Origin of the sequence: Mycobacterium helveticum (assembly GCF_007714205.1) — a bacterium.
Taxonomy (GTDB): Bacteria; Actinomycetota; Actinomycetes; order Mycobacteriales; family Mycobacteriaceae; genus Mycobacterium; species Mycobacterium helveticum.
In genome coordinates this window covers 1-25,965 of the sequence record NZ_VMQU01000038.1, presented here as the reverse complement: position 1 = coordinate 25,965, position 25,965 = coordinate 1, and the positions used below count along the sequence as shown (strand labels likewise).

Genomic DNA, 25,965 nt, shown 5'->3' with positions numbered 1-25,965 from the left:
CGACTTTCCCGCCGCCTCCCACGGTCGACGACGGAAATCCGGCAAGATGGTCGGCATGGACACTGGTGCGACCTCACCTCGGGTTTTGGTCGTCGACGACGACTCCGACGTGCTTGCCTCGTTGGAACGCGGTCTGCGCCTGTCCGGCTTCGAGGTCTCGACGGCGGTCGACGGCGCCGAGGCCTTGCGCAGCGCGACCGAGACGCGCCCGGACGCGATCGTGCTCGACATCAACATGCCCGTCCTGGACGGGGTCAGCGTGGTCACCGCACTGCGCGCCATGGACAACGACGTGCCGGTCTGCGTGCTGTCCGCCCGCAGCTCGGTCGACGACCGGGTGGCGGGGCTGGAAGCCGGCGCCGACGACTACCTGGTCAAGCCGTTCGTGCTGGCCGAGCTGGTGGCGCGGGTCAAGGCGCTGCTGCGCCGTCGCGGCGCGACCGCGACGTCCTCGTCGGAAACCATCACCGTGGGCCCGCTGGAAGTCGACATCCCGGGCCGACGGGCCCGCGTCAACGGCCTCGACGTCGACCTGACCAAGCGGGAGTTCGACCTGTTGGCGGTGCTGGCCGAGCACAAGACCGCGGTGCTGTCCCGCGCTCAGCTGCTGGAGCTGGTGTGGGGTTACGACTTCGCCGCCGACACCAACGTCGTCGACGTGTTCATCGGGTACCTGCGCCGCAAGCTGGAGGCCAACGGCGGCCCCCGCCTGCTGCACACCGTTCGCGGGGTCGGGTTCGTGCTGCGCATGCAGTGACCGAATCGAAGCAGGTCATGCGTATTTTGTCGCGGATCTTCGCCCGTACGCCCTCGCTGCGAACGCGGGTCGTCGTCGCGACGGTCATCGGCGCCGCGATTCCGGTGCTCATCGTCGGCACCGTCGTCTGGGTCGGGATCACCAACGACCGCAAGGAGCGGCTGGACCGCCGACTCGACGAGGCCGCGGGTTTTGCGATCCCGTTCGTGCCGCGCGGCCTGGACGAGATACCGCGGACGCCCAACGACCAGGACGCCATCATCACGGTCCGGCGCGGCGGCCTGGTCAAATCCAATTCGAGCGTCACATTGCCGAAACTGCACGTCGACTACGCCGACACCTATGTGCACGGCGTGCGCTACCGGGTGCGCACGGTGGAGATCCCGGGCCCGCAGCCCACGTCGCTGGCCGTGGGCGCGACGTATGACACCACCATCGCCGAGACCAACAACCTGCACCGCCGGGTGCTGCTGATCTGCGGTTTCGCCATCGGAGCGGCGGCGGTGTTCGCCTGGCTGCTGGCGGCCTTCGCGGTGCGGCCGTTCAAACAGCTCGCCCAGCAGACCCGCTCGATCGACGCGGGCGACGAGGCACCCCGGGTGGAGGTGCACGGCGCCAGCGAGGCGGTGGAAATCGCCGAAGCGATGCGGGGCATGCTCCAGCGGATCTGGAGGGAGCAGAACCGCACCAAGGAGGCGCTCGCGTCGGCCCGCGATTTCGCGGCCGTGTCCTCGCACGAGCTGCGCACTCCGCTGACCGCGATGCGCACCAATCTCGAGGTGTTGTCGACCCTGGACCTGGCCGAGGACCAACGCAAGGAGGTGCTGGGCGACGTCGTACGCACCCAGTCGCGGATCGAGGCCACCCTGAGCGCGCTGGAGCGGTTGGCCCAGGGCGAACTGTCGACCTCCGATGACCACGTGCCCGTCGACATCACCGAGCTGCTCGACCGGGCCGCGCATGACGCCACCCGCGTCTACCCCGACCTCGATGTCTCGCTGGTGCCATCGCCCACCTGCATCATCGTGGGGCTGCCGGCGGGATTGCGCATTGCCGTGGACAACGCGATCGCCAACGCCGTCAATCACGGGGGCGCCACCCGGGTGCGGTTGTCGGCCGTCAGCTCGCGGGCCGGGGTGGAGATCACCGTCGATGACAACGGGAGCGGGGTGCCCGAAGGCGAGCGCCGCGTGGTGTTCGAGCGGTTCTCCCGCGGGTCGACGGCCTCGCATTCCGGGTCGGGACTGGGGCTGGCGTTGGTGGCCCAGCAGGCCAAGCTGCACCGCGGCACGGCATCGCTGGAGGACAGCCCGCTGGGCGGCGCCCGGCTGGTACTGCGCCTGCCCGGGCCCTGCTGACGCAGGCCCGCCGCCGAGCCGGCGAATCCTGCCAGTCACGGGTTCGGGCGGCGGTGGGGCTGTTGTCCGCCGACTTCGCGGGTCACTTCCTCCGGGAGGAGTTGCGCCACGGCGTAAACGCGGCCCGCACGGCCGCCTGCTCGTCCTTGAACCAGACCTGAGCGACGGTCAGGTAGTAGGCAGGGTCGTCGGGAGTGTAGAAGAGCCTGGTATCCGAGCGGCCCTTCACCAACCAGCCCGACGGTCCGCCGCCCTCGGGAGTGGCGCGCGCGGAGCCGGGACCGTAGGGCGCATAGGGCAGCTTCGGCCGCTTCGCCGGCGCGCCTTTGGCAGGCCGCGGCCTTTTCCCGGGCGGGGCTTTGGCGGGCGGAGCCTTCTTCGCCGGAGCCTTGACGGGCGAAGCGTTCTTCGCCGACGGAGGCTTGCGCGACGGCGACGGCGCCGGCGCCGGCGCCGCCGCGGCGGGCGGAACCTCTCTCGGCGGGACCGGCGTGACCGGACGCATCGTCCATGGCGACTCCCGGGTCACCGGGAACTCCGCGGTCACCGGCTCCTCGACGACCGGCTCCTCGGCAACCGGGGCCTCGACGACCGGGGCCTCCGGCTCTTCGGCAACCGGGGCTTTCGCCACCAACAAGTCCTCGATACCGGAGACTCTCCGGGGCATAGGCTCAGCAACAACCGCCGGTTCCGTCGACGGCGACTCCTCGGCAACCTGAACCGTCGATGAGAACAACTCGACAGCATCAGCTACCTGCGCGGTGGGCCACTGGAGAGTGGTCGGCAGTGGGCCCGGCGGCTCCGCAACACCCGCCATGGCGGCCCCCACCGGCGCCTCCAACGGCGACGAGGCTTTGGCGGGGCGCAGTACCAGCGCGGACGTCAACACCACGCCCATCACGAAAGACAGGCCGACGAGCCACCAGTGCACGTGACTCATGGCCGCACCCCGGTGTCCTGGCCGTTCAGACCGGCGAGGACCCTCCCGGCGGCGATGCGTTTGATCACTCTCGTCGTGATCACCCACGCGACGGCCGAGCCCGCCACGAAAGCCAGCAGATACCACAACCACTGGACGATGAAATCCATGCTGCTTCTCCTCAGCTGACCACTATTTCGACGCGGCGATTCCTGGCGCGGTCCTCGGCCGTGTCGTTGGGAGCCACCGGGTTGACCGAACCCAGGCCCTTGACCACCAACTGGCCGCTCGGGACGCCACGGCCAGCCAGGAAGTCAGCGACTTTTTGGGCTCGCTGGCTGCTCAGCGCAATGTTAATGGCCTCGGTGCCGTTGTCATCGCTGTAACCGTTGATCGTCACGCGCGCCGTGGGACATGCCCTGAGCTGGTCCGCCACCTCACCGAGGCTTTGCTCGTCGGCCGGGGTCAAGCTGAACCCGTCTTCGCCGAATCGGATTTCCCCGCCCGTCGCCGCGTTGATGGCCGAGGGCAGATCTGGGCACGCCGCGGGGGGCGGCGGAGGCGAGCCAGGCGACGCCGGTCCCGTGACCACCAGGCTGTCGACCACGTTCACACCCGACCACGTGGTCGCCGCGTCGCGTTCCACCGCCATCTTCTCGTCCTGCGATCCGGCGGTACCCGCCAAGATGATGGTGTTGCCATTGACCGTGAGATTGAAATCGAGAATCGACGCGCTGTCTTTGAAAAACACTCCGGCGTTTGCAAAGTCGAGTGAGTCGACTTTGGGGTCGACAATGGTGTGATCGATGATGTTGATTCCCGGACCCAGCGCGTTCTCGATCGCGGCGATCAACGCCGTTTTGGCGGAATCATCGGGGAAATTGCCGCTCAGGGCGATGTCGTTGCCGTTACGGACGACAGAAAGCGGCGCCAAGGACAACTTCGGGGCGCTTGACCTGTTCGACGGTGTCAAGGTCGGGACCACCCCGGTCGGCCCCCCGGTGGCGGCGGGGCGGTCCGGGGCCCCGTAGCCGATCACCGCTATCAGCAGAGGAATAACGACGAGGGCAATCAGCCAGGGCAGTCCGAGCGATCGCCGAAAAGACAACGGAATGACCAAGAGGGCGATCAGCCAGGGACGACCCAGCGACCGCCGGAACATTTCCGGACTGCGCCGCGAGCCGTTTGTTTCGGGCGGTCGGCTCAAACCCGTCCCTAAACTCACTTCCGCCCCCTAGCTCAATTTCCATCCCCGTGCCCGCCAGTTCTTCGGGCGATATGCAGCCTACCTAGTCCGCAGCGCTGCGACTTTACGTCGGGCACACTGGAGCGATGGGCAACGGCAGCAAACCGACCGACAGCGAAACCCTGGGGCACATCCGCGAGCTGGTGGCCGAGGAGAAGGCCCTGCGGGCGCAGGTGCAGCGCGGCGACGTCACCGCGTCCGAGGAACACGAACGCCTGCGCCGGCTGGAAGTCGAGCTCGACCAATGCTGGGACCTGCTGCGCCAACGCCGCGCGCTGCGCGACAGCGGCGGCGACCCGCGCGAGGCCCAGGTGCGTCCGCCTGACGAGGTAGAGGGCTACCTGAGCTGACGCAGCGCCCGGCGGATGTCGATGTCGTCGTGGTCGGCGGCGGCCACAACGGGCTGGTTGCCGCCGGTTACCTGGCCCGGGCGGGCCTGCGCGTGCGGGTGTTGGAGCGGCTGCGACACGTCGGCGGCGCCGCCGTGTCGTCACAGGTCTTCGACGGCGTCGACGTCCGTGTGTCGCGCTACTCCTACCTGGTCAGCTTGCTGCCGCCTCGCATCGTCGACGAACTGGGCGTCGCGGTGCGGCTGTCGAGACGGCGGTTCTCGTCCTACACCCCGGACCCGGTCACGGCCGGGCGTTCGGGCCTGCTGATCGGGCCGCGGGGCGGACACGCCCCCGCCGGCTTCGCCGCGATCGGCGCCGCCTCCGACGAAGAAGGTTTCGCCGCGTTCTACCGGAGCTGCCGGACGGTGACACACCGGCTCTGGCCCACCCTGCTCGAACCGCTGCGCACCCGCGCCGAAGCCCGCCGGCACGTGCTGGCCTCCGGTGATCGGGATGCGGCGGCCGCGTGGCGGGCGATGACGGACGAGCCGATCGGGCCCGCCATCGCCGCAGCGGTGGGCAACGACCTGGTCCGCGGCGTCATCGCAACCGACGCGCTGATCGGAACCTTCGCCCGCCTCGACGACCCGTCGCTGGCCCAGAACATCTGTTTGCTCTATCACCTGCTCGGCGGCGGCGCCGGCGACTGGGACGTCCCGGTCGGCGGCATGGGCGCGGTGAGCACCGCCCTGGCCGCGGCGGCCGTCGGCCATGGCGCCGAGATCGTCACCGGCGCCGACGTTTACGCCGTCGATCCGGACGGGCGGGCGCGCTACCGCGCGGGTGGCGACGACCATCTGGTCCGGGGGCGGTTCGTGCTGGCCGGCGTCACCCCGTCAGTCCTGGATGGCCTGCTCGGCGAAACACCCACGGCACGGAGTCAGGGCGCACAGGTCAAGGTGAACATGGTGCTGCGGCGGCTGCCCCGGTTGCGCGACGACCGCGTCACGCCCGAACAGGCGTTCGCGGGCACGTTCCACGCCAACGAGGCGTGGACCCAGTTGGACGCGGGGTACTCGAACGCGGCGGCCGGCCGGCTGCCGGATCCGTTGCCGTGCGAGGCCTACTGCCACTCATTGACCGACGCGAGCATCCTGTCGCCCGGACTGCGTGAGTCGGGCGCCCACACGATGACGGTGTTCGGGCTGCACACCCCGCACGCCCTGTGCGGCGGCGCCGACCCGGACATCCTGCGGGACCGGTTGACCGAGTCGGTGCTGGCGTCGCTGAATTCCGTGCTGGCCGAGCCGATCCAGGACGTGTTGATGCCCGACGCGCACGGCCGGCCGTGCGTCGAGACCACAACCACCCTGGATCTGCAGCGCACCCTGGCGATGACCGACGGCAACATTTTCCACGGCGGGTTGTCGTGGCCGTTCGCCGCCGACGACGACCCGCTGGACACCCCGGCGCGGCGCTGGGGAGTGGCGACGTGCCACGACCGGATCATGCTGTGCGGCTCGGGCGCCCGCCGCGGCGGTGCGGTGTCCGGCATCGGGGGCCACAACGCCGCGATGGCGGTCCTGTCGTCCCTGGGACGGTAGGCGGCGTGGCGGTCGGGGCCTACCGCGCGTCGACGCTCACGTAGTCGCGTTCGGTGTAGCCGGTGTAGATCTGGCGCGGGCGGCCGATCTTGCTGTCGCCCTCGTCGTGCATCTCACGCCAGTGCGCGATCCAGCCGGGCAGCCGGCCCAGCGCGAACAGCACGGTGAACATCCGGGTCGGGAATCCCAGGGCCCGGTAGATCAGGCCCGTGTAGAAGTCGACGTTCGGGTAGAGCTTGCGCTCGATGAAGTAGTCGTCGGTCAGCGCCGCTTCTTCGAGTTCCTTCGCGATGCCCAGCAGGTCGTCGTCGCCGCCGAGTTTGGCCAGGATCTTGTCGGCCTGCTCTTTGACGATCCGGGCGCGCGGGTCGTAGTTCTTGTAGACGCGGTGGCCGAAGCCCATGAGCTTGACGCCCTCTTCGCGATCCTTCACCTTGCGGACGAATGCGCTGACGTCGTCGTCGCTCTCGCGGATGCCCTCCAGCATCTCGAGCACCGCCTGGTTGGCGCCGCCGTGCAGCGGACCCCACAGCGCGTTGATGCCCCCGGAGATCGAGGTGAACAAGTTTGCCTGGGACGACCCGACGAGTCGCACCGTCGACGTCGAACAGTTCTGCTCGTGGTCGGCGTGCAGGATGAGCAGCATGTCCAGCGCCCGGACGATCTCGGGATCGACGTCGTAGGGCTCGGCAGGCAGGCCGAACGTCATCCGCAGGAAGTTCTCCACCAAGGTCAGCTTGTTGTCCGGGTAGAGGAACGGCTGACCCACCGACTTCTTGTAGGCATACGCGGCGATGGTGGGCAGCTTGGCCAGCAGCCGGATCGTGGACAGCTCGACCTGCTCGTGGGCGTGCGGCTCCAGCGAATCCGGGTAGTACGCCGACAGTGCGTTGACCGCGCTCGACAGCACCGGCATCGGGTGGGCATTGCGCGGGAAGCCGTCGAAGAACCGCTTCAGGTCTTCGTGCAGCATGGTGTGCAACTGGATCTGGCGGGTGAAAGCTGCCAGCTGGTCGGCTGTCGGCAACTCGCCGTAGATGAGCAGGTAGCTGACCTCGATGAACGTCGACTTCTCCGCCAGCTGCTCGATCGGGATGCCGCGGTAGCGCAGGATGCCGGCGTCGCCGTCGATGTAGGTGATGGAGCTCTTGGTGGACGCGGTGTTGACGAAGCCGTTGTCGAAGGTGGTGTACCCCGTCTTGGCCAAGAGGGATCCGAGCGCAATACCGTCGTTTCCCTCGGTGGCGCGAACGATCTCCAGGTCGATCTCGCCCCCCGGATACCGGAGGGTCGCGCTGTCGTCGGTGTCGGCCACGAGAACCCCTTTGCACTCTGGCTGATGTGATTATGTGCTGATCTGATACGGCTGGCCCGCACTAGGTGCGTACTGCTGAAGGTAGTCGTTATCGCGACGGCGCGCCTGCCCGGGGTCGGGTTCGCTGATCGTGCGCCCCCTGCCGGGCAAGACCCCTGCGATCGCGGCGGCGGCCGCAGTCGGCGAGGCGCACCGTCAGGGTTGCAGGCGCTCGACGTGGCCGCCGCTGACCCGAATCCGGTTGTGCAGCCGATTTTCCCGCCCCTGCCAGAACTCCACCACCTCGGGCGCGATGAGGTACCCGCCCCAGTTCGGCGGCACCGGCACGCGTTCGGAATCCGCGAACCGCGCGGTCACCTCCGCCAGCTGGCCGAGCAGCGCGTCCCGCGACACGATCGGGTGCGACTGGTGCGACGCCCAAGCCCCCAGCTGTGAGCCGCGCGGCCGCTTGGCCCAGTAGTCCTCGGTGACCTGCGAATCGACCCGGCTGACCGGCCCGCGGATATGGACCTGGCGGCCCAGCCGAAACCAGGGAAACGTGGCCGACGCGAACGGCGTCGCGGCCAGCTCGCCGCCCTTGGCCGAGTCGTAGTTGGTGAAAAATGTGATTCCGGTCTCGTCGGCGCTCTTGCACAACACCGTCCGGCTGACCGGCCTGCCATCCGCGACCGTGGCCAGCACCATGGCGTTGGGCTCGGCCAGCCCGGCCCGCTCGGCGTCGTCAATCCACCTGCGGAACAACGCAAGCCAGCCGTCGGCCAACCAGTCGGTATCCAGGTCGGGACTGCCGTCCTTTTCCACCGACCCGTATTCCACCCGCATCTCCGCGAGATGCCGTTCGTCCGGCCCTGCCATCGACCCCACGCTACCGGTCGTGACGCGGCAGCTACCGGCCGGTAGCAGAGCCCCGGGAACGGGGTGCGAGAATTTTTCCCATGACTGTGGTCCCGGAAGACTTCGTGCCCGGCCTCGAAGGCGTGGTGGCCTTCACCACCGAGATCGCCGAGCCGGACAAAAACGGCGGCGCGCTGCGCTACCGCGGCGTCGACATCGAGGATCTGGTGAGCCAGAAGGTCACGTTCGGCGACGCGTGGGCGCTGCTGGTCGACGGCAGGTTCGGCCACGGGCTGCCGCCCGCCGAGCCCTTCCCGCTGCCGATCCACACCGGCGACGTGCGCGTCGACGTGCAGGCCGGCCTGGCGATGCTGGCCCCCATCTGGGGGTACAAGCCGCTGCTCGACACCGACGACGCCACCGCCCGCGAGCAACTGGCCCGGGCGTCGGTGATGGCGCTGTCCTACGTCGCGCAGTCCGCGCGCGGCATCTACCAGCCGGCGGTGCCCCAGCGGGTCATCGACGAATGCCCCACCGTCACAGCGCGTTTCATGACGCGTTGGCAGGGCGAGCCGGACCCCAGGCACGTCGAGGCCATCGACGCCTACTGGGTGTCGGCCGCCGAGCACGGCATGAACGCCTCGACCTTCACCGCGCGGGTGATCGCCTCGACGGGCGCCGACGTGGCCGCGGCGTTGTCCGGGGCCATCGGCGCGATGAGCGGGCCGCTGCACGGCGGGGCCCCGGCCCGGGTGCTGCCGATGATCGAGGAGGTCGAGCGCACCGGTGACGCCCGCGGCCTGGTCAAGGGGATCCTGGACCGCGGCGAGAAGCTGATGGGATTCGGGCACCGGGTCTACCGGGCCGAGGACCCGCGGGCGCGGGTGCTGCGTGCCGCCGCCGAGCGGCTGGGCGCCCCTCGCCACGAGGTCGCCGTCGCCCTCGAGCAGGCCGCGCTGGCCGAGCTGCGCGAACGCCGCCCGGACCGCGCCATCGAAACCAACGTGGAGTTCTGGGCCGCGGTGATTCTGGACTTCGCGCAGGTGCCGGCCAACATGATGCCGGCGATGTTCACCTGCGGACGCACCGCGGGATGGTGCGCCCACATCCTCGAGCAGAAGCACCTGGGCAAGCTGGTCCGTCCGTCGGCCATCTACGTCGGACCGGGCCCGCGCAGCCCGGAGGCGGTCGAGGGCTGGGATCGGGTGCGCACCAGCGCCTGAGCAGGCCCGGCCCCGCGCGAACGTGCGCAAACTGACGGCTCCCGCGGTGTGTCGTCGTACCGACACGCACGCTCGCGGGGATCGGAAGCCGGACCGCGCGGCCGCTAACCCCGGTCGAGCAGGCGGTCCAGCAGCCGCCGCCGCGGCGGCGGCGCAGTTGCCGCGGCGGCGAGCATCTCGGCGACCGCGGTGAACTTGTTGCGCGGCCGCCCGCCGCGCCGGCCGCGGGCGATCTCCGCGGCGTCGATCGCGCGCCACCCGGCGGAGCCGACCGTGTCGGGCTGACGGGCCCGCACCAGCTCGTCGAACGCCTCGGGCGGGGCCTCCGGCTCGGACAACGCGCCGGCGTTGAAATCGGCGACCAGGGCCTGCACGGTCTGGAAGGAGCAGGACTTGTTGGTGCCGATGAAACCCGTGGGCCCGCGCTTGATCCAGCCGGCGACATACGCGCCGGGAATCGGCCGGCCGGAGCCGGGGTCGAGCACCCGGCCATTCCCGTGCGGCACCGCACCGGCCGAGTCGTCAAACGGCAGATCGCGAATCATCTTGCCGCGGTACCCAATCGACGTCAGCACCAGGCCCGCCTCGAGCCGGCGCAGCTCCCGGGTTCCGGTGACCGAGAACTCCACGCCGGTGGCACGGTGCTCGCCGAGCACGCGTTCGGGTGTGAGCTGATACGCCAACCGGATTCGCGGGCACCCGGCACCCGGGGGCGGCGCCGAAGCGTCGCCGAGTTTGCTCAGGATCTCCAGCTTGGTCCTGGTCAACGTGTCCGCCGCCGTCGCGAGATCCCGTGCGACCAAGTCGTGGTCACCGCAATCCAGCACGACCTCGGAGGAGCCCGTGAGCCCGATCAGCTCGGGCAACGTGAACGCCGAGTGGGCGGGACCGCGCCGCGCGGCGATCACCACTTCGCGCACCGCGGAGGCACGGAACGCATCGAGCGCGCGGTCGGAGATGTCGGTGCGAGCGAGGTCGTCCGGGTCCGCGGTGAGCACCCGGGCCACATCGAGCGCGACGTTGCCGTTGCCGACGATCACCACGCGCTCGTGGCTGAGATCGACTGGCAGCTCGGCGAAGTCGGGATGTCCGTTGATCCACGCGACCACCTGGGTGGCGGTTCCGGTGCCCGCAAGGCCCATGCCGTCGATGTCGAGCCGACGGTCGTCGGGCGCACCGACGGCGTAGAGCACGGCGTGATGATGCGCCAACAGGTCGGCGTGGCTCAGGTGCTTGCCGACCTCGACGTTGAGGTAGAAGCGGAAGTCGCGGTGACCGGCGATGCGGTCGAAGAACCGGGTGACCCGTTTGGTGCTCTGGTGATCGGGCGCCACCCCGGCCCGCACCAGCCCGTAGGGCGTGGGCAGCTTGTCGAACACGTTGACCCGCACACCGCGCTGGGTGAGCAGTTCATCGGCGGCATACATCGCCGCCGGACCGGACCCCACGATCGCCACGGTCAGCGGCCGGCGACGGGCGCGCACCTCGGCCGCGGGGATCACCGCGGCCAGCTTCGAGGTGGGCGGCAGCTTGACCCCCGCCGGCCGCTTCGGATAGAACGACGCGTTGACCTCGACGAACGGCAGCTGCCTGGCTTCCAGCCGGGTGTCGGGCGCGATGGCGCCAACCGGGCAGGCATTCACGCAGGCGCCGCAGTCCACGCAGGCCACCGGGTCGATGTACAACATCTCCGAGGTGGCAAAACCCGGCTCGTCCGGTGTCGGGTGGATGCAGTTCACCGGACACGCGTAAACGCAGGACCCGTCGTTGCAGCACGACTGGGTGATCACGTGCGGCATGAAACGACCGGAACGTGCTAGGCGGCCGGGGCCACGGCAAGGTGCTGGCGTTGCGGCTCACTGCGGTAGCGCGACGGCTTGCCGTCGATCTTGCAGAGCCGCCACATCAGCCGCGCGAGACGCGTTTTCATCAGCCCGGTGTCACAAGCCAGCATGCGCACGTCGGCGAACATGTCGCTCAACCACTTTCGCGACTCCGGCGACTTGAAGAAGAGCTCCTTTTTGACCTCGCGGGGGATGTCGAACTCTTCCCAGAACGCCTTGGGCGGCACCACGATGGCCTGGCAGAGCACGCGCATCGTCAGCGGGTAGAACAGCGACATCCAGAACCGCTGCCTGCGGGTCAGCTCCGGCAACCGCTTGCGCAGGAACTCGTGGGCGAAGGAGATGTGCCGCGCCTCTTCGGCCACGTGGATGGCCATCACCCGTTCCATGATCGGATGTAGCGACTTGCCCTCGCGGAGCACGTTCTTCTGTGTGTGGTCGATGGGCTCCTCACCGGCGAGCACTCCGATGAAGAACGCCGCGGGCAGCGGCCCGGCCGCCAACGGCACGAGCGGCGAGAGCCAGCGCAGCATCCGCGGCATCCCGGGGACGTCGGCACCGACCCGGTTGACCATCTCCTGGAACATCATGGTGTGGTTGCACTCTTCGACGGATTCGTGCAGGCAGTACCGGTATTCCGGGGATCCGTTGGGCAGCCAGAACGTGTAGTTCATCAGGCCGCGGATCAGGATGGACTCGAAGTGCAGTCCCACCTTGGCCACGTTGGCCTGCCGCCACATGCCGATCTTGATCTTGCGCTCGTCGGACTGCGCCTGATACCAGGGGTGGCGGCCCAGCGGGTCGGTTGCCGGCAGGATCCACCGGGGATCGTCGTCGGCGACCGCGAACTCCGGCGAGTCCCAGTCGATGTCGGTGTAGGGGTTGAAGTTTCGCCGCACGGACCCCTCGGACAAGGTGGCGAGCATGTCGACGTACTCGACGTCGTCACGCACCTCCATGTTGCGGCGCCAACGCCGGACCACCCGCGTCCTGTCCATCCCGAGCCTCCCCAAACGAGGTTTACATTTGGACGTGCAATGTCTAGACAGTACCGCAGGTACCGGATATGTTCCAGGCCTTCCCGAAACACTGTGGCCTGACCAGTGGTCACGCCAGTGGTGCGACCCGGGTCACAGTCGAGGCCGCGGCCGGACCACCGGTGCCGGGCGCCGGAACGCGTCACTACGCTGATGGGCATGGCTGACCAGCTCGAGATTCCCGCTGACCTCAAACCACGCGACGGCCGCTTCGGGTGCGGTCCGTCCAAGGTCCGACCCGAACAGTTGACCGCGCTGAGCACCACCGCGGCCGGCCTGTTCGGCACGTCGCACCGACAGGCGCCCGTGAAGAACCTGGTGGGCCGGGTGCGGTCGCGAGTGGCCGAGCTGTTCTCGCTGCCGGACGGCTACGAGGTCATCCTGGGCAACGGCGGCGCGACGGCGTTCTGGGACGCCGCGGCCTTCGGGTTGATCGACAAGCGTTCGCTGCACCTGACCTACGGCGAGTTCAGCGCGAAGTTCGCCTCCGCCGTCACCAAGAACCCGTTCGTCGGCGATCCCGTCGTCATCAAGGCGGATCCCGGCAGCGCCCCCGAGCCGCAGTCCGACCCGTCCGTCGACGTGATCGCCTGGGCCCACAACGAGACGTCGACGGGCGTCGCCGTGCCGATCCGCCGCCCGGCCGGTTCCGGTGCGGCGTTGGTCGTCATCGACGCCACCTCGGGGGCCGGGGGCCTGCCGGTCGACATCACCGACACCGACGCGTACTACTTCTCCCCGCAGAAGAACTTCGCCAGTGACGGAGGCCTGTGGCTGGCCGTCATGAGTCCGGCCGCGCTGGCCCGCGTCGAATCCATCGCGGGCTCGGGTCGCTGGGTGCCCGACTTCTTGTCGTTGCCGACGGCGATCGACAACAGCCTGAAGAACCAGACCTACAACACGCCGGCGATCGGCACGCTGGTGCTGATGGCCGAGCAACTCGACTGGATGCTGGGCCACGGCGGGCTGGACTGGGCGGTCAAGCGCACGGCGGACTCGTCGCGGCGGCTGTACTCGTGGGCCGAGGAACGGCCCTACACCACGCCGTTCGTCGCCGACCCCGCCCTGCGTTCGCAGGTGGTGGGCACGATCGACTTCGCCGACGACGTCGACGCCGCGGCCGTCGCGAAGATTCTGCGGGCCAACGGCATCGTCGACACCGAGCCGTACCGCAAACTCGGCCGCAACCAGCTGCGCATCGCGATGTTCCCTGCGGTCGATCCCGATGACGTCAGCGCCCTCACCCAGTGCGTGGACTGGGTCGTCGAGCGGCTTTAACCCCGGCGTCATCAGCTCGCAACCGGCCAGCGTGTCCGGCCCGGTTCCGGGCATCAGCTGGACTAGAGTGCGCACGTGATGGGTCCGTTGCCGACGCACCTGGACCCTGCGAGGAGAAGCCATGCGGGAACTCAAGATGGTTGGGCTCGATGCCGACGGCACATACCTCATCTGCGAAGGCGGCGACCCCGCAGACCGGTTCAAGCTGGCGGTCGACGACCGGTTGCGGGCCGCCCTGCGGGATGACCCCGCAGCCTCGGAGCAACCGCAGCTCGACATCGAGATCACGAACATGCTGAGCCCCAGAGAAATTCAGTCGAAAATCCGCGCCGGCGCGTCCGTCGAGCAGGTGGCCGCGGCATCGGGCTCCGACATCGCTCGGGTCCGCCGGTTCGCCCACCCGGTGCTGCTGGAACGTTCCCGCGCGGCGGAGCTGGCGACGGCCGCACATCCGGTGCTCGCCGACGGCCCGGCGGTGCTGACGCTGCTGGAAACCGTGAGCACCGCCCTGGTGACGCGCGGCCTGGCCCCGGACAAGGTCGCCTGGGACGCCTGGCGCAACGAAGACAACCGTTGGACGGTGCAGCTGGCATGGAAGGTGGGCCGCTCCGACAACGTCGCACACTTCTGCTTCATGCCCGGCGCCCACGGCGGAACGGTCACCGCGGCCGACGACGCGGCCAGCGAGTTGATCGACCCGACCTTCGAGCGCCCGCTGCGGCCGCTCGCGCGGGTGGCCCATCTCGACTTCGAGGACAGCCCAGAGCCGGAGGCCGCACCGGTGGCTGCTGCGCCCGCGGCCGCCGAACCGCCCACGCATGCCCGGCGGGGCAAGGCGGGCAAGCCGGCCATTCCGGCCTGGGAAGATGTGCTGCTCGGGGTGCGCTCGAGCGGGCAGCGCTAGCGGGTCCCCGACACCGTCAGGGCCAGCAGCACGAGCCACCCGCCGAGAACACCCGTTCCTGCGCCCAGCACCAGCCAGCGCAGCACCGGCGTCCGCCGCCACCCCCACAACGTGGGCGCGAGCCCGCCCGCCGCCACCGCGTTGAGGCCGACGGCCAACAGCGGATGCACCCGGATCAACCCGAGGCTGAGCACCACGATCGCGGCGCCGGTCACCGCGGCGACGAACCCCGCCACCGCCAATCCCGTGGCCCACGGCACCGACTCGTTCACGAGCGCAGCCTAGATCGTTCGTAGAAGGCCACGGCGGCCGCAGTCGCCACGTTGAGCGAATCGGTGCCCCGCGACATGGGGATGCGCACCCGCATGTCGCTCAACCGCAGCGTGGCCACCGTCAGACCCGGGCCCTCCGCGCCCATGACGACCCCGATCCGTTCGTCGCGCACCGCCGCCATCGCCTCCGGCAGCGCACGGGCATCGCTGCGCGGGGTCATCGCCAGCAGCCGAAAACCGTGTTCTCGCAACGTCACCAGGTCGCCGGGCCAGTTGGCGGCCCGCGCGTAGGGCACCAGCAGGGCATGGCCCATGGACACCCGGACCGCACGACGGTACAGCGGGTCCGCGCAGCCGCTCCCGAAGACCACCGCGTCCACGCCCAGCCCCGCGGCGTTGCGGAACATCGAGCCCACGTTCTCGTGGTCGTTGACGCCCTCGAGCACCGCAAGAGTGTGGGCGCCCTCGGCCACCTGCGCCACCCCGTATTCCGGCGCCCTCCTCGCGGCCGCAAGCACGCCCCGGTTGAGATGGAAACCCACCACCCGCGCCATGACATCGGCGGAGGTCCGGTAAAACGGCACCGCCACACCGGCCAGGTCGCCCTCGAGTTCGGCCAGCCTCCGGTCGGTGCCCAGCAGGGCGTGCGGGGTGAACCGGGATGCGAGCATGCGCTGGACGACCAGGACGCCCTCGGCGATCACCAGCCCTTTGCCGCCGGGCAGGTCGGGACGGCGATCGACGCTGTTCAGATCGCGGAAATCGTCGAGGCGGGGGTCGTCGGGGTCGTCGACGTCGTGAACGTCCGGGCCGTCGGTGCCGCGGCTCACGGGCCTTCGTCGACGAGGGCCAGCATCAAACCCGTGGCGCTGCGCAGGGTCTCGCGTTGGTGGCTGTCGAGAGTCGTGAGCCGCGTGACCAGCCACTCCTGGCGGGCACGCCGAGTCGCCTTGACCAACTCGGCGCCGGCCTCGGACACCGAGATCAGCACCTGCCGGCCGTCGACGGGGTGCGGGACGCGGTCGACCAGACCCATGTCGGCCAGCGAGGCGATCACCCGGGTCATCGACGGTGGCCGCACCCCCTCGCGCAGCGCCAGCGTGCCCGGGGTCATCGCGCCCTCGTTGACGAGCGTCGCCAACGCCGACAGCTGGGACAACGACACCGGCGACGAGAGGTTGCGAAACCGCAGCTGGCGGGCGAGCCGCATGACGGCCAGTGACAAGTCGTTGGCCAGCCGCGCATCGCTGTCAGGCATGGCGCGAGGTTACACGCCACCGCGGAAACGCGAGCCGCCGACCGGCTGCCGACCGCCCCGAACCACTGTCACCCGGGCTGCGGCCGGCCCGGCCGTTCGCCGGCGGCCCCGCGCAGGTCGCCTGTCTCGGGCCGGAGCGGATTCCGCGCCGCGGCAAAGCTATGTTGGGGGCTATGTCCGTCGAGCCGGGCGAGGGTCGCAAACCACCGCCGTTGCCGCCCGCGCTGCTCGAGGTATGGCCGGTCATCGCGGTCGGCGCCCTGGCCTGGCTGGTCGCCGGGGCGGCCGCCTTTCTCGTTCCCTCCCTGCACGGTTGGCGCCCGGTGTCCTTGGCCGGGCTGGCCGTCGGGTTGCTGGGAACGGCCATCTTCGTCTGGCAGCTTGCCGCGGCCCGTCGCGGCAGCCGCGGCGCGCAGGCCGGGCTCGAGACGTATCTCCACCGGAGATAAAGTCGCCCAGGACACTTCAGACGCGGGGGTATCAATGACAGCCGAGCTGCTGCAAGCCGAGATCGAGATCGAGGCGCCGGCTTCGAAAGTCTGGGAGTTGGTCTCCGATTTGCGGCGCATGCGCGAGTGGAGCCCGCAATGTCGGTGGATGAAGTCGTTGGGCCCGCTGCGGGCCGGCGTTCGCACCCTCAACCTCAACCGTCGCGGCCGGTTGTTCTGGTTCACCACGTGCACCGTCGTCGAGGTCATCCCCGAGAAGAAGCTCGCGTTCAAGGTCGACGCCAACCGCACCATCTGGAGCTACGAACTCGAGCCCCATGACCGCGGCACCCGGCTGGTCGAGAGCCGTCACGCCGAAAACGGTGTGGCCGCCTTCTCGAATCTCATGACGAACGCGTTTTTCGGGGGGACGGCCAAGTTCGAGGGCGACCTTCTCGACGGCATCAACGCCTCGCTGGTGAAGATCAAAGCCGCCGCCGAGCGGGCTTAGCCCGGCGGCGGCGCGTGGTGTGCACCGAAATTCCTTGAAATCGGTGCACGGCCGACACCCTCGGTGCGTGAAGGCGGCCGAGTCAGCCGTCTTCTGGTGTCGGTGAAACAACGACTCGCCACGCTAGTCCGGCGGCTCCAGCGGCTCGGGAGCCGACTCCGGGGTATCGGGCAACCCCGGCCCGACCTCGGGGTGGGGCTCCGCGGGCCCGGTTTCGGGCTCAGAAGCTTCGGTTTCGGGCTCCGCGGCCCGCGGCGCCTGCATGACGTCGAGCAAGCCGTCGTCGTACGCCTCGTACCTCGGTGAGCCGCTGCCCGCCGGAGTAGGCGTGTCCGAATGGGCCCCGCAGCCGTATTGCTTGTCCACGACGTGTCCGTCGGCGGACAGTTCGTTGCCGCACACCCCGAACATCGCGCCCAACGAACCCGCCAACGGCAGGAAAAAACCGCAGTCGCGACAGACGCGTTTGGTGGACCGCGCCATCGGAGCTTCGGGGCCGTAATCCCCGGTGTGCCACCGCTCGGCGGCCTCGAACCGGCCCAGGACGCCCAGCACCCAGCGCCGTCCCAGCCCTACCTCGGCGGCGGTCTCGTCGACCTGGGGATCACCGCTGGCGGTGTAGCCCGGAACCAGCCGCGGGTCGTCGGCGGCCGGTGCCAGCAGGTCTCCGGGGCTCAGGTCCCCGGGCCGCACCCGCCGTTCCCACGGCACCCACTCGGGCGCCAGCAACGCGGTCGGACCGGGGATCAGCACGAGCTCACTGATGGTGGCGTGCCCGGCCCCCGGGTAGGCGGCGACGACGACGGCCCACTGCCAGCCCTGGTAACCCGGCAGGTGCGCCAGGAACCGGTGGGTCGCGGCGGTGGGATCCTCGTAGTCCACGCCCAGGTAGTCACCGACCGCGTCCGGCCCACTGAACTCCTCCACGGCCGCCCTCGCCTGGTCGGCCGCACCCGTGAGCACCTCCGCCAGCCCTTCGTGCCAGTCGGCCACGGTGGCTACGGCGGTCTCCTCGATGGGTCCGGTCACGCTTACCTCTCTTTGCATCGCGCCTCCAATACTAGGGGTGCTTGCCACACCCGGTGACCTACGGACGCAGGAAGCGGCTATGGGGGAGAATTGCGTCGTGTCTGGACGGCGGCGTGACGATCCGGGCCGCGTGGCCTCCGACCCGGGCCGCCGGACCCGCTCGGACCTCAGGGGGTCGGCCAACCAGCATCCGGGCATGGCCAATTACCCGGCCGACGGCTCCGGTCACCGGCGCGCGCGCCGGCCCCCGCCGATGCCGAGCGCCAACCGCTACCTGCCGCCCCTGGGTGAGCGATCCGAATCGGACCGCGACAGCAGTGCGCCACCGCGTGGTCCCGCTTCGGACGAACGCATCACCGTCACCCGGGCCGCGGCACAGCGCAGCCGTGAAATGGGTTCCCGGATGTACTCGATGGTGCAACGCGCGGCCACCGCCGACGGCGCGGACAAGTCCGGGCTGACGGCGCTGACGTGGCCGGTGGTGGCGAATTTCGCGGTGGACGCCGCGATGGCCGTCGCCCTGGCCAACACGCTGTTCTTCGCCGCGGCCACCGGTGAGAGCAAGGGCCGGGTCGCACTGTATCTGTTGATCACCATCGCGCCGTTCGCGGTGATCGCGCCGCTGATCGGTCCGGCGCTGGACCGGTTGCAGCACGGCCGCCGCGTGGCACTGGCGACCTCGTTCGCGCTGCGCACCGGGCTGGCCGCGCTGCTGATCATGAACTACGACGGCCCGACCGGCAGCTACCCGTCGTGGGTGCTCTATCCGTGCGCGCTGGCCATGATGGTGCTGTCGAAGTCGTTCAGCGTGTTGCGCAGCGCCGTGACGCCCAGGGTGATGCCACCGACGATCGACCTCGTGCGGGTCAATTCCCGGCTGACCGTGTTCGGCCTGCTGGGCGGCACCATCGCGGGCGGCGCGATCGCGGCGGGCGTGGAGTTCGTCTGCACCCACCTGTTCAAGCTGCCGGGCGCGCTGTTCGTCGTCGTCGCCGTCACGATCGTGGGCGCCATGCTCTCGATGCGAATTCCACGCTGGGTCGAGGTGACCGCCGGTGAGGTACCGGCGACGCTGAGCTATCGCCGAGACAGCGGCCCGCCGCGCCGCTGGGGGCACCTCCCACGTGTGGGGGACTGGCCCGAAGGGGTCAAAAAGGTCAGCGGAACACTGCGACAACCATTGGGCCGCAACATTATTACATCGCTGTGGGGCAATTGCACCGTGAAGGTGATGGTGGGCTTTCTGTTCTTGTACCCGGCGTTCGTAGCCAAGGCGCATCAAGCCAACGGCTGGGCGCAGCTGGGCATGCTGGGCATGATCGGGGCCGCGGCGGGCATCGGCAACTTCGCCGGCAACTTCACCAGCGCCCGCCTGCAACTGGGCAGGCCCGCGGTGCTGGTGGTGCGCTGCGCGGTGGCGGTGTGCACCGTCGCGCTGGCCGCGGCGGTGGCCGGCAACCTGCTGGTGGCGGTGATCGCCACGCTGGTCACGTCCGGATCCAGCGCGATCGCGAAGGCCTCGCTGGACGCCTCGCTGCAAAACGATCTGCCGGAGGAATCGCGGGCGTCGGGGTTCGGGCGCTCGGAGTCGACGCTGCAGCTGGCCTGGGTGCTGGGCGGGGCGCTCGGGGTTTTGGTCTACACCGAATGGTGGATCGGCTTCACCGCGGTCACCGCCGTGCTCATCCTCGGGCTGGCGCAGACACTGGTGAGCTTCCGCGGCGACTCGCTGATTCCCGGACTCGGGGGCAACCGCCCGGTCATGGTCGAGCAGGAAGGCAGGCGGCGGGGCGCCGGCAGGCCGGCGGCGGTGCCGGAGTGAGGACCCGGCGCACGCGGGGTGTGACGCTGCTGGTCGTGGCCCTGGCGATGTTGCTGTCCGTCGGCGGCGGGGTCGCAACATGGCTGTTGGTGCGTCAACCCGCCCCGCAGCGCCCGGAGATCAGCGCGTACTCGCACGGACACCTGACCCGGGTCGGGCCGTACATGTACTGCAACGTGCTCGACCTCAACGACTGTCAAAACCCGCAGATCCAGGGCGAATTGCCGGTCAGCGAACGCTATCCGGTGCAACTCTCGGTGCCCGAGGCCATCTCCCGGGCGCCGTGGCGACTCCTGCAGGTGTACGAGGACCCGGCCAACACCATCGCCACCCTGTTCCGGCCGCACACCCGCATGGCGGTCACCATCCCCTCCGTCGACCGCCGGCGCGGTCGGCTCACCGGGATAGTCGTGCAGTTGCTGACGCTGGCGTTGGACTCCTCCGGCGGGTTGCGCGATGTCCCGCACGCGGAATGGTCGGTGCGGCTTACCTTCTGAGCGACCACCGGAGCGTCGGGTGGTGGGGCCTCAAGTCACCAATGCTTGGGACGAACGGCTCCTGACTGCGCGATGGCGCGCACTTAGGGTCGAGAGCGCCGAACCGATTTTTCCAGGGAAGGGGCAGAGTATGGCGAATCCGGGAATCGTCGTCGGAGTGGACGGATCCCCCGACGCGACCGCGGCCATGCAGTGGGCGGTCCACGAGGCGACGATGCGCAACGTGCCGCTGACCCTGGTGCACGCCGCGGCGCGGTTGCCGGCCGGCTCGCCGGTGCTCGAGTGGTCGGGCGAGCCGCTCCCGGCGGAGGTCGTCCGGCAGCTGGACGCCAACGCGCGACAGGTCCTCGCCGACGCGGCCAAGCTCGTCGACGACATGAGCCGGGATCACCGCCTGACGATCAACAGCGAGCTGTCCGCTGCGGGACCCGTCGCCGCACTTGTCGACTTGTCCACGAAAGCGGACCTGGTGGTCGTGGGGAAAAGCGGCCACGGCGCGCTGGAACGCGCGCTGCTGGGATCTGTCAGCACCGGAATGGTCCATCACGCCCACTGCCCGGTGGCGGTGATCCGCAGCGGCTATTCGCCGCCGGCGCAGGGCTGCGTCCTGGTCGGCATCGACGGGTCACCGGCGTCGGAACTGGCCACCGCGATCGCCTTCGACGAGGCCTCTTGGCGCGGTGCGGATTTGGTGGCCCTGCACGCATGGACCGACGCCGAGGTGCCCGACCTCCCGAGCCGGGAGTGGGCCGGAACCACCAGGACGTCCTGGACGAGGCTGCAGTCGGCGGCAGAGGCGACGCTGGCGGAACGCCTGGTCGGCTGGCGGGAACGCTACCCCGATGTCACCGTCCAGCGCGTGGTCGTCACCAACCGGCCCGCGCAGCATCTCGTCGAGCGCTCGGCGTCCGCGCAACTGGTGGTCGTCGGCAGCCACGGACGCGGTGGCTTCGCGGGAATGCTGCTCGGATCGGTCGGCACGGCGGTCGTGCAGGCGGTACGCGCGCCGGTGATCGTCGCCCGGCAGGGTTAGCTACCCGGCGCCGCCGAGCGCCGGGCGACGCGCTCGCCTTCGAGGGGCGGTCCGGGTGGCGTTCCCTTCCCGAACGGATTGCCGCCCAACGCTTCCCGGCCGTGCGGGGTCAGCCAATTGTCCAGCCCGGGCCCCTTGGGCACGATACCGGTCGGGTTGATGTCGGCATGAACGATGTAATAGTGCCGCTTGATCTGGTCGAAGTCCACGGTGTCGCCGAAGCCCGGCGTCTGGAACAGGTCGCGCGCGTAGGCCCACAGCACGGGCATCTCGCTGAGCTTGCAGCGATTGCACTTGAAGTGCCCGTGGTAGACCGGGTCGAAGCGCACCAGGGTGGTAAACAGCCGCACGTCGGCCTCGGTGATGGTGTCGCCCACCAGATACCGCCGGCCGGCCAGGCGATCGCTCACCCAGTCCAGGGCGGCCAGCAGCCGGTCGTACGCCGCGTCGTACGCCTGCTGTGAGCCGGCGAAGCCACAGCGGTACACGCCGTTGTTGATCTCGGTGTAAACCCTCCTGCCGACCTCGTCGATGTCGGCCCGCAGCGGCTCCGGGTACAGCTCGGGCGCCCGGTCGCGATGATGTGCGGTCCACTGCGTCGAGAAATCCAGCGTCATCTGCGCGAAGTCATTGGTGACCACCGCCCCGGTGGGGATGTCGACGAGCGCGGGAACGGTGATGCCTTTGGCGTAGTCGGGGAATCGCTTGAAGTAGGCGTCCCGCAGTCGCGGGATCTTGAGCACGGGGTCGACGCCGCCCGGGTCGAGATCGAACGTCCAGCTGCGCTGGTCGTGGGTGGGGCCGCAAAAGCCAATGGAGAGAGCGTCTTCCAAGCCCAGCAACCGCCGTACGATGATGGCGCGGTTGGCCCACGGGCAGGCCCGGGCGACGATGAGCCGATACCGGCCGGCCTCGACCGGGTAGCCGTCGCGTCCGTCGGCGGTGATCCGCGTGGTGATGTAGTTGGTGTCGCGGGTGAATTCGCCCGCCGGTGCCACATAGGAAGCCATGTCCGCAATTCTGCCCCGGAGACAAGGGGGCCGATGCCCGGTGCGCGTCTCACGACATTGCGTACGCAGCAATCGCCGGGCCAGGCCAACGGGACCGGGGCCGTTGACCGACCATGGTGGACCAGAAATAATGTTGTGTACCAACCACTTTCACCGAATTCCCCGGTAGCGGTTGTGGTCTGCGCTTCGGTGGCGTGTGCGCGCCGCGGCGGTGGGGCCCGCCGCCGCGCGGGTCGTCAGACGTCGAGTTCGCGGGCCACGGCCTTGACCACCTCGGAAACCCGCCGGGCCGTCTTGCGGTCCGGGTAGCGACCCTTGCGCAGTTCGGGCTGCACGGCGCCCTCCAACAACGTGATCATGTCCTCGACCATGCCATGCAACTCGTCGGGACTGTGCTTGTGCTCGGCGGGCACCTCGCGGCGGGCCTTGATGAGGCTGGGTGGCGGCTCAATCAGCTTGAGGCTCAACGCCTGCGGTCCGCGCCGGCCGGAAGCGATGCCGAATTCCACCCGCTGCCCGGATTTGAGCTCCTCGACACCCTCGGGCAGTGCCGACGCGCGGACGTAGACGTCCTCGCCGTCCTCCTGCGACAAGAAGCCAAACCCCTTCTCGGGGTCGTACCACTTAACCTTGCCGGTCGGCACTGGTCTCACCTGCTTGTCTGACGGGTCACTGGTTGAACAACACAAGAAGCGTCCCGCCTGCGCAGGACGCGATATCGAGAAATGATCCTACTCGGATCGTCGTCCGGCGAGCACCCCCTCTGACTCGTTACTCGCTAGGCTGGCACTGACGCGGAGGTGAGATGCGCCCGATCCTGAACGTTATCTGGCTGATGTTCGGCGGCCTCTGGATGGCCGCCGGTTACCTGGTGGCGGCGCTCGCCTGCTTCCTGCTGATCGTCACGATTCCGTTCGGGTTCGCGTCGCTGCGCATCGCCTCCTATGCGTTATGGCCGTTCGGCCGGACGATCGTCGACAAGCCGACGGCCGGCACCGGGGCGCTACTGGGGAACGTCATCTGGGTGCTGCTGTTCGGGGCGTGGCTGGCGATCGGTCATCTGGTCAGCGCCGTGGCGATGGCACTCACGGTCGTCGGCCTGCCGCTGGCGCTGGCGAACCTCAAGCTCATCCCGGTCTCGCTGATGCCACTGGGCAAGCAGATCGTTTCCGTCGACTCACCCGACCGGCGCGCGCGGGTGCCCGCATGACGCTGACCGCACTGGGCGTGCCGGCGGTGCCCGGCCGCCCGGGCCGTCGTTCCGCACCGGGGCACGCCCGGACCGACGGCCCCTTGACCGACGCCTACGGCAGGATCGCCACCGATCTGCGGGTGTCGCTGACCGACCGTTGCAACCTGCGATGTCGTTACTGCATGCCGGCCGACGGGCTGGACTGGCTGCCCGGGGAACAACTCCTGCGCCCCGACGAGCTGTCCAGGCTGATGCATATCGCCGTGACCCGGCTGGGCGTCACCAGCGTGCGGTTCACCGGCGGCGAGCCGCTGCTGTCCCGTCACCTCGAGGAGATGGTCGAAGCGGCCGCCGGCCTGCGGCCACGTCCGGAGATCTCGTTGACCACAAACGGTGTGGGACTGGCGCGCCGCGCCGCCGCTCTGGCCGGGGCCGGTTTGGACCGGGTCAACGTGTCGTTGGACACCGTGGACCGGACCCGCTTCACGGAGATCACCCGCCGGGACCGGCTCGCCGACGTGCTGGACGGACTGACCGCCGCCGGGCAGGCGGGCCTGGCGCCGGTGAAGGTGAACGCCGTGCTCGATCCCGTCTCCGGCCGCGAGGACGTCGTCGACCTGTTGCGGTTCTGCCTCGAGCACGGCTACCAGTTGCGGGTTATCGAGCAGATGCCGCTGGACGCCGGGCATCAGTGGCGGCGCGGGGCGGCCCTGAGCGCCGACGACGTGCTGGACGCCCTGCGCGCACACTTTCGGCTGCGGCCCGACCCGACGCCGCGAGGGTCGGCTCCGGCCGAGCTGTGGCTGGTCGACACCGGCCCCGACACGCCGGCCGGGAAGGTGGGCGTGATCGCGTCGGTCTCGCACGCTTTCTGCGCGTCCTGCGATCGCACCCGGCTCACGGCCGACGGACAGGTCCGCAGCTGCCTGTTCTCCACCGAGGAGACCGACCTTCGGGGCCTGCTGCGCGGCGGCGCGGACGACGACGCGATCGAGGGGGCCTGGCGCGACGCGATGTGGGGCAAGCCCGCCGGCCACGGCATCAACGACCCCGGCTTCATCCAGCCCGACCGGCCGATGAGCGCGATCGGCGGCTAGCGCGATGAGTGATGCCCCCGCCGAGCCGGCCGGGATGCAGGTGACGGTCCGCTACTTCGCCGCCGCGTGCGCAGCCGCCGGAGCCGAATCGGAAACCGTGGTGGTGCCGGCGGGCACCACGGTGGCCGGGCTCGTCGACAGACTGGCCGTGCGCGGAACCCGCCTGGCCACGGTGTTGAGCCGATGCTCCTACCTGCGCGGCGGGATCGCCGTGCGAGACGGTGCGACGGCGTTGCGCCCGGGTGACACCGTCGATGTCCTCCCGCCGTTTGCCGGCGGCTGAGGCGTGTGACATATCTCACGTAACGGAAAGATAACGACCGGGACACGGTGCGGTCTCGGTGCCATGACCTGCGCAAATCGATAGCGCTACTGGACTTTTCGAAGGTGTCCGCAGCGGAAACGCCGGGTTTCGCCAAACGTGACGCCGCCGACGGAAACCGCTAGCGTCTCCCGGAGGTTCGCCAAGCAAGCCGAACGGCGTTCCTGCCCTCCCTATCGCGCCGAGCTCCATCCAGTAGGCGGGGGCAGACCGTACCTGGATGGAGGCGGGGGACCCAACGGGTCCGCCGTGACCGACCCGGAGCCGCTCCGCGGCTCCTTGGGGTGAAGCCGGCGTCGTCTCGCTGCCGAGCACGACGCGGCCGGGTGGCCTCTCCAACCCGAACCCGACAGCTGACCTCGCAGGCGCTAGACGAGAGGAACTACCCGGCGCGTATGAGTGGACGTCACCGCAAGCCCACCACGTCAAACATCAATGTCGCCAAGATCGCCTTTACCGGGGCGGTGCTTGGTGGCGGCAGTATCGCCCTCGCCGGCCAAGCGGCGGCCGCCACCGACGGCGAATGGGATCAGGTAGCCCGCTGCGAGTCCGGCGGCAACTGGGCGATCAACACCGGCAACGGCTACCAGGGGGGCCTGCAGTTCAGCCAGGGCACCTGGGCCGCCCACGGGGGCAGCGACTACGCTCCGGCGGCCCAGATGGCCAGCCGGGAACAGCAGATCGCCGTCGCCGAGCGGGTCCTGGCGACCCAGGGCCGGGGTGCCTGGCCGGCGTGCGGGCACGGGCTGTCGAACCCGACGCCGCGCGACATGACCGCACCGGCGGGGATGGACGCGCCGCCGGAGGATGCTCCGCCGCCCGCGGACGGTCCCGCGCCCGACG

At 69.6% G+C, this 25,965-nt stretch carries 29 protein-coding genes and 1 riboswitch; of the genes, 16 read left to right on the top strand and 13 right to left on the bottom strand.

The genetic code is table 11. The annotated features are described in order from the left end of the window. Positions 1 to 46: 46 nt before the first annotated feature. Together prrA and FPZ47_RS11170 are read left to right on the top strand one after the other, a co-directional pair. Positions 47 to 757 carry a two-component system response regulator PrrA gene (gene prrA / locus FPZ47_RS11175; RefSeq protein WP_144948258.1) on the top strand — a complete coding sequence of 237 codons (711 nt, stop codon included), beginning with the start codon at positions 47 to 49 and terminating at the stop codon, positions 755 to 757. Positions 758 to 774: 17 nt separating this feature from the next. Next, on the top strand, positions 775 to 2,115 hold the full coding sequence (locus FPZ47_RS11170) for a HAMP domain-containing sensor histidine kinase (RefSeq protein ID WP_144948257.1): 1,341 nt from the start codon (positions 775 to 777) through the stop codon (positions 2,113 to 2,115). Positions 2,116 to 2,197: 82 nt separating this feature from the next. Here FPZ47_RS11170 and arfC read toward each other — a convergent pair whose 3' ends face one another. From arfC to arfA, 3 genes are read right to left on the bottom strand one after another with little or no spacing between them, the layout of a single operon-like run. Then, on the bottom strand, positions 2,198 to 3,055 hold the full coding sequence (gene arfC / locus FPZ47_RS30615; protein ID WP_425461738.1) for a channel accessory protein ArfC, sunset domain variant: 858 nt from the start codon (positions 3,053 to 3,055) through the stop codon (positions 2,198 to 2,200). Further along, entirely contained in the window at positions 3,052 to 3,204 is a 153-nt protein-coding gene (arfB, locus tag FPZ47_RS28350) for a channel accessory protein ArfB (protein ID WP_168209420.1), read from the bottom strand. The genes arfC and arfB overlap by 4 nt, the downstream gene beginning before the upstream one ends. 11 nt (positions 3,205 to 3,215) lie before the next feature. Further along, entirely contained in the window at positions 3,216 to 4,196 is a 981-nt protein-coding gene (gene arfA / locus FPZ47_RS11160; protein ID WP_144948314.1) for a channel-forming protein ArfA/OmpATb, read from the bottom strand. A 170-nt stretch (positions 4,197 to 4,366) separates the two neighbouring features. On the opposite strand from arfA, the gene FPZ47_RS11155 reads away from it, so the two are divergent. After that, complete coding sequence (locus tag FPZ47_RS11155) at positions 4,367 to 4,630, top strand: DUF2630 family protein (protein WP_144948255.1); 264 nt, start codon at positions 4,367 to 4,369, stop codon at positions 4,628 to 4,630. Then, positions 4,627 to 6,216, top strand: a complete 1,590-nt coding sequence (locus FPZ47_RS11150; protein WP_144948252.1) for a phytoene desaturase family protein — start codon at positions 4,627 to 4,629, stop codon at positions 6,214 to 6,216. Before FPZ47_RS11155 ends, FPZ47_RS11150 begins: the two co-directional genes overlap by 4 nt. Positions 6,217 to 6,235: 19 nt before the next feature. Here the strand turns inward: FPZ47_RS11150 and FPZ47_RS11145 are convergent, their stop codons facing one another. Both FPZ47_RS11145 and pdxH read right to left on the bottom strand, forming a co-directional pair. Continuing rightward, positions 6,236 to 7,531 (bottom strand): citrate synthase, encoded by a 1,296-nt coding sequence (locus tag FPZ47_RS11145; RefSeq protein ID WP_144948249.1) that lies wholly within the window; start codon positions 7,529 to 7,531, stop codon positions 6,236 to 6,238. A 195-nt stretch (positions 7,532 to 7,726) separates the two neighbouring features. Further along, positions 7,727 to 8,386, bottom strand: coding sequence for a pyridoxamine 5'-phosphate oxidase (gene pdxH, locus FPZ47_RS11140; RefSeq protein WP_168209419.1), 660 nt, complete (start codon positions 8,384 to 8,386; stop codon positions 7,727 to 7,729). Between the two features lie 80 nt (positions 8,387 to 8,466). On the opposite strand from pdxH, the gene FPZ47_RS11135 reads away from it, so the two are divergent. Next, on the top strand, positions 8,467 to 9,588 hold the full coding sequence (locus FPZ47_RS11135) for a citrate synthase 2 (RefSeq protein ID WP_144948246.1): 1,122 nt from the start codon (positions 8,467 to 8,469) through the stop codon (positions 9,586 to 9,588). 104 nt (positions 9,589 to 9,692) lie between these two features. Here FPZ47_RS11135 and FPZ47_RS11130 read toward each other — a convergent pair whose 3' ends face one another. Together FPZ47_RS11130 and FPZ47_RS11125 are read right to left on the bottom strand one after the other, a co-directional pair. Next, entirely contained in the window at positions 9,693 to 11,387 is a 1,695-nt protein-coding gene (locus tag FPZ47_RS11130; RefSeq protein ID WP_144948244.1) for an FAD-dependent oxidoreductase, read from the bottom strand. A 17-nt stretch (positions 11,388 to 11,404) separates the two neighbouring features. Next, positions 11,405 to 12,430, bottom strand: a complete 1,026-nt coding sequence (locus FPZ47_RS11125; protein WP_144948241.1) for an AurF N-oxygenase family protein — start codon at positions 12,428 to 12,430, stop codon at positions 11,405 to 11,407. A 198-nt stretch (positions 12,431 to 12,628) separates the two neighbouring features. Here FPZ47_RS11125 and serC point away from each other — a divergent pair, with 198 nt between their 5' ends. Further along, positions 12,629 to 13,747 (top strand): phosphoserine transaminase, encoded by a 1,119-nt coding sequence (gene serC, locus FPZ47_RS11120; protein ID WP_144948238.1) that lies wholly within the window; start codon positions 12,629 to 12,631, stop codon positions 13,745 to 13,747. A gap of 121 nt (positions 13,748 to 13,868) precedes the next feature. Beyond that, on the top strand, positions 13,869 to 14,651 hold the full coding sequence (gene sepH / locus FPZ47_RS11115) for a septation protein SepH (protein WP_144948235.1): 783 nt from the start codon (positions 13,869 to 13,871) through the stop codon (positions 14,649 to 14,651). Here the strand turns inward: sepH and FPZ47_RS11110 are convergent. Genes FPZ47_RS11110 through FPZ47_RS11100 form a run of 3 tightly spaced genes read right to left on the bottom strand, consistent with a single transcriptional unit; the run spans position 14,648 to position 16,181 of the window. Next, complete coding sequence (locus FPZ47_RS11110) at positions 14,648 to 14,923, bottom strand: DUF2537 domain-containing protein (RefSeq protein WP_144948233.1); 276 nt, start codon at positions 14,921 to 14,923, stop codon at positions 14,648 to 14,650. The genes sepH and FPZ47_RS11110 overlap by 4 nt on opposite strands. After that, the gene (locus FPZ47_RS11105; protein ID WP_144948230.1) at positions 14,920 to 15,753 is read right to left on the bottom strand and encodes a TrmH family RNA methyltransferase; all 834 of its coding nucleotides are present in this window, start codon (positions 15,751 to 15,753) and stop codon (positions 14,920 to 14,922) included. Before FPZ47_RS11105 ends, FPZ47_RS11110 begins: the two co-directional genes overlap by 4 nt. After that, positions 15,750 to 16,181: an Rv0880 family HTH-type transcriptional regulator gene (locus FPZ47_RS11100; RefSeq protein ID WP_144948227.1), complete on the bottom strand. Its 432-nt coding sequence runs from the start codon at positions 16,179 to 16,181 to the stop codon at positions 15,750 to 15,752. Before FPZ47_RS11100 ends, FPZ47_RS11105 begins: the two co-directional genes overlap by 4 nt. Positions 16,182 to 16,354: 173 nt before the next feature. Between FPZ47_RS11100 and FPZ47_RS11095 the strand changes: the two genes are divergently transcribed. After that, the gene (locus FPZ47_RS11095; RefSeq protein ID WP_144948224.1) at positions 16,355 to 16,630 is read left to right on the top strand and encodes a DUF2530 domain-containing protein; all 276 of its coding nucleotides are present in this window, start codon (positions 16,355 to 16,357) and stop codon (positions 16,628 to 16,630) included. Positions 16,631 to 16,664: 34 nt separating this feature from the next. Next, positions 16,665 to 17,120 carry an SRPBCC family protein gene (locus FPZ47_RS11090; RefSeq protein WP_144948221.1) on the top strand — a complete coding sequence of 152 codons (456 nt, stop codon included), beginning with the start codon at positions 16,665 to 16,667 and terminating at the stop codon, positions 17,118 to 17,120. 123 nt (positions 17,121 to 17,243) lie between these two features. On the opposite strand, the gene FPZ47_RS11085 is transcribed toward FPZ47_RS11090, so the two are convergent. Then, positions 17,244 to 18,149 carry a DUF3027 domain-containing protein gene (locus FPZ47_RS11085; RefSeq protein ID WP_144948218.1) on the bottom strand — a complete coding sequence of 302 codons (906 nt, stop codon included), beginning with the start codon at positions 18,147 to 18,149 and terminating at the stop codon, positions 17,244 to 17,246. 130 nt (positions 18,150 to 18,279) lie between these two features. On the opposite strand from FPZ47_RS11085, the gene FPZ47_RS11080 reads away from it, so the two are divergent. From FPZ47_RS11080 to FPZ47_RS11070, 3 genes are all read left to right on the top strand, one after another. Continuing rightward, positions 18,280 to 19,971: an MFS transporter gene (locus tag FPZ47_RS11080; RefSeq protein WP_168209423.1), complete on the top strand. Its 1,692-nt coding sequence runs from the start codon at positions 18,280 to 18,282 to the stop codon at positions 19,969 to 19,971. 47 nt (positions 19,972 to 20,018) lie between these two features. After that, entirely contained in the window at positions 20,019 to 20,468 is a 450-nt protein-coding gene (locus FPZ47_RS11075) for a DUF2771 domain-containing protein (protein ID WP_246133271.1), read from the top strand. A 130-nt stretch (positions 20,469 to 20,598) separates the two neighbouring features. Next, positions 20,599 to 21,501 (top strand): universal stress protein, encoded by a 903-nt coding sequence (locus FPZ47_RS11070; RefSeq protein WP_144948209.1) that lies wholly within the window; start codon positions 20,599 to 20,601, stop codon positions 21,499 to 21,501. Here the strand turns inward: FPZ47_RS11070 and FPZ47_RS11065 are convergent. Continuing rightward, on the bottom strand, positions 21,498 to 22,511 hold the full coding sequence (locus FPZ47_RS11065) for a glutathione S-transferase family protein (RefSeq protein WP_144948206.1): 1,014 nt from the start codon (positions 22,509 to 22,511) through the stop codon (positions 21,498 to 21,500). The genes FPZ47_RS11070 and FPZ47_RS11065 overlap by 4 nt on opposite strands. Before the next feature lie 236 nt (positions 22,512 to 22,747). Further along, positions 22,748 to 23,155 (bottom strand): cold-shock protein, encoded by a 408-nt coding sequence (locus FPZ47_RS11060; protein ID WP_144948204.1) that lies wholly within the window; start codon positions 23,153 to 23,155, stop codon positions 22,748 to 22,750. Between the two features lie 161 nt (positions 23,156 to 23,316). On the opposite strand from FPZ47_RS11060, the gene FPZ47_RS11055 reads away from it, so the two are divergent. The 4 genes from FPZ47_RS11055 to FPZ47_RS11040 form a co-directional block, all read left to right on the top strand. Continuing rightward, positions 23,317 to 23,721 (top strand): YccF domain-containing protein, encoded by a 405-nt coding sequence (locus FPZ47_RS11055; RefSeq protein WP_144948202.1) that lies wholly within the window; start codon positions 23,317 to 23,319, stop codon positions 23,719 to 23,721. After that, entirely contained in the window at positions 23,718 to 24,800 is a 1,083-nt protein-coding gene (gene moaA, locus FPZ47_RS11050; RefSeq protein WP_144948199.1) for a GTP 3',8-cyclase MoaA, read from the top strand. The genes FPZ47_RS11055 and moaA overlap by 4 nt, the downstream gene beginning before the upstream one ends. Before the next feature lie 4 nt (positions 24,801 to 24,804). Continuing rightward, positions 24,805 to 25,083, top strand: coding sequence for a MoaD/ThiS family protein (locus tag FPZ47_RS11045; RefSeq protein ID WP_144948198.1), 279 nt, complete (start codon positions 24,805 to 24,807; stop codon positions 25,081 to 25,083). Between the two features lie 213 nt (positions 25,084 to 25,296). Beyond that, a riboswitch (cyclic di-AMP (ydaO/yuaA leader) is annotated at positions 25,297 to 25,506 on the top strand. A gap of 11 nt (positions 25,507 to 25,517) precedes the next feature. Then, positions 25,518 to 25,965, top strand: a 448-nt coding sequence (locus tag FPZ47_RS11040; protein ID WP_145039421.1) for a transglycosylase family protein, incomplete at its 3' end; no start/stop codon positions are given.

Bases quoted from the DNA above. Each gene is read 5' to 3' on its own strand.
- prrA (WP_144948258.1), top strand. From the start codon at position 47: ATGGTCGGCATGGACACTGGTGCGACCTCACCTCGGGTTTTGGTCGTC.
- FPZ47_RS11170 (WP_144948257.1), top strand. From the start codon at position 775: ATGCGTATTTTGTCGCGGATCTTCGCCCGTACGCCCTCGCTGCGAACG.
- arfC (WP_425461738.1), bottom strand. From the start codon at position 3,055: ATGAGTCACGTGCACTGGTGGCTCGTCGGCCTGTCTTTCGTGATGGGC.
- arfB (WP_168209420.1), bottom strand. From the start codon at position 3,204: ATGGATTTCATCGTCCAGTGGTTGTGGTATCTGCTGGCTTTCGTGGCG.
- arfA (WP_144948314.1), bottom strand. From the start codon at position 4,196: ATGTTCCGGCGGTCGCTGGGTCGTCCCTGGCTGATCGCCCTCTTGGTC.
- FPZ47_RS11155 (WP_144948255.1), top strand. From the start codon at position 4,367: ATGGGCAACGGCAGCAAACCGACCGACAGCGAAACCCTGGGGCACATC.
- pdxH (WP_168209419.1), bottom strand. From the start codon at position 8,386: ATGGCAGGGCCGGACGAACGGCATCTCGCGGAGATGCGGGTGGAATAC.
- FPZ47_RS11135 (WP_144948246.1), top strand. From the start codon at position 8,467: ATGACTGTGGTCCCGGAAGACTTCGTGCCCGGCCTCGAAGGCGTGGTG.
- FPZ47_RS11130 (WP_144948244.1), bottom strand. From the start codon at position 11,387: ATGCCGCACGTGATCACCCAGTCGTGCTGCAACGACGGGTCCTGCGTT.
- FPZ47_RS11125 (WP_144948241.1), bottom strand. From the start codon at position 12,430: ATGGACAGGACGCGGGTGGTCCGGCGTTGGCGCCGCAACATGGAGGTG.
- serC (WP_144948238.1), top strand. From the start codon at position 12,629: ATGGCTGACCAGCTCGAGATTCCCGCTGACCTCAAACCACGCGACGGC.
- sepH (WP_144948235.1), top strand. From the start codon at position 13,869: ATGCGGGAACTCAAGATGGTTGGGCTCGATGCCGACGGCACATACCTC.
- FPZ47_RS11100 (WP_144948227.1), bottom strand. From the start codon at position 16,181: ATGCCTGACAGCGATGCGCGGCTGGCCAACGACTTGTCACTGGCCGTC.
- FPZ47_RS11095 (WP_144948224.1), top strand. From the start codon at position 16,355: ATGTCCGTCGAGCCGGGCGAGGGTCGCAAACCACCGCCGTTGCCGCCC.
- FPZ47_RS11090 (WP_144948221.1), top strand. From the start codon at position 16,665: ATGACAGCCGAGCTGCTGCAAGCCGAGATCGAGATCGAGGCGCCGGCT.
- FPZ47_RS11075 (WP_246133271.1), top strand. From the start codon at position 20,019: ATGTTGCTGTCCGTCGGCGGCGGGGTCGCAACATGGCTGTTGGTGCGT.
- FPZ47_RS11070 (WP_144948209.1), top strand. From the start codon at position 20,599: ATGGCGAATCCGGGAATCGTCGTCGGAGTGGACGGATCCCCCGACGCG.
- FPZ47_RS11065 (WP_144948206.1), bottom strand. From the start codon at position 22,511: ATGGCTTCCTATGTGGCACCGGCGGGCGAATTCACCCGCGACACCAAC.
- FPZ47_RS11055 (WP_144948202.1), top strand. From the start codon at position 23,317: ATGCGCCCGATCCTGAACGTTATCTGGCTGATGTTCGGCGGCCTCTGG.
- moaA (WP_144948199.1), top strand. From the start codon at position 23,718: ATGACGCTGACCGCACTGGGCGTGCCGGCGGTGCCCGGCCGCCCGGGC.
- FPZ47_RS11045 (WP_144948198.1), top strand. From the start codon at position 24,805: ATGAGTGATGCCCCCGCCGAGCCGGCCGGGATGCAGGTGACGGTCCGC.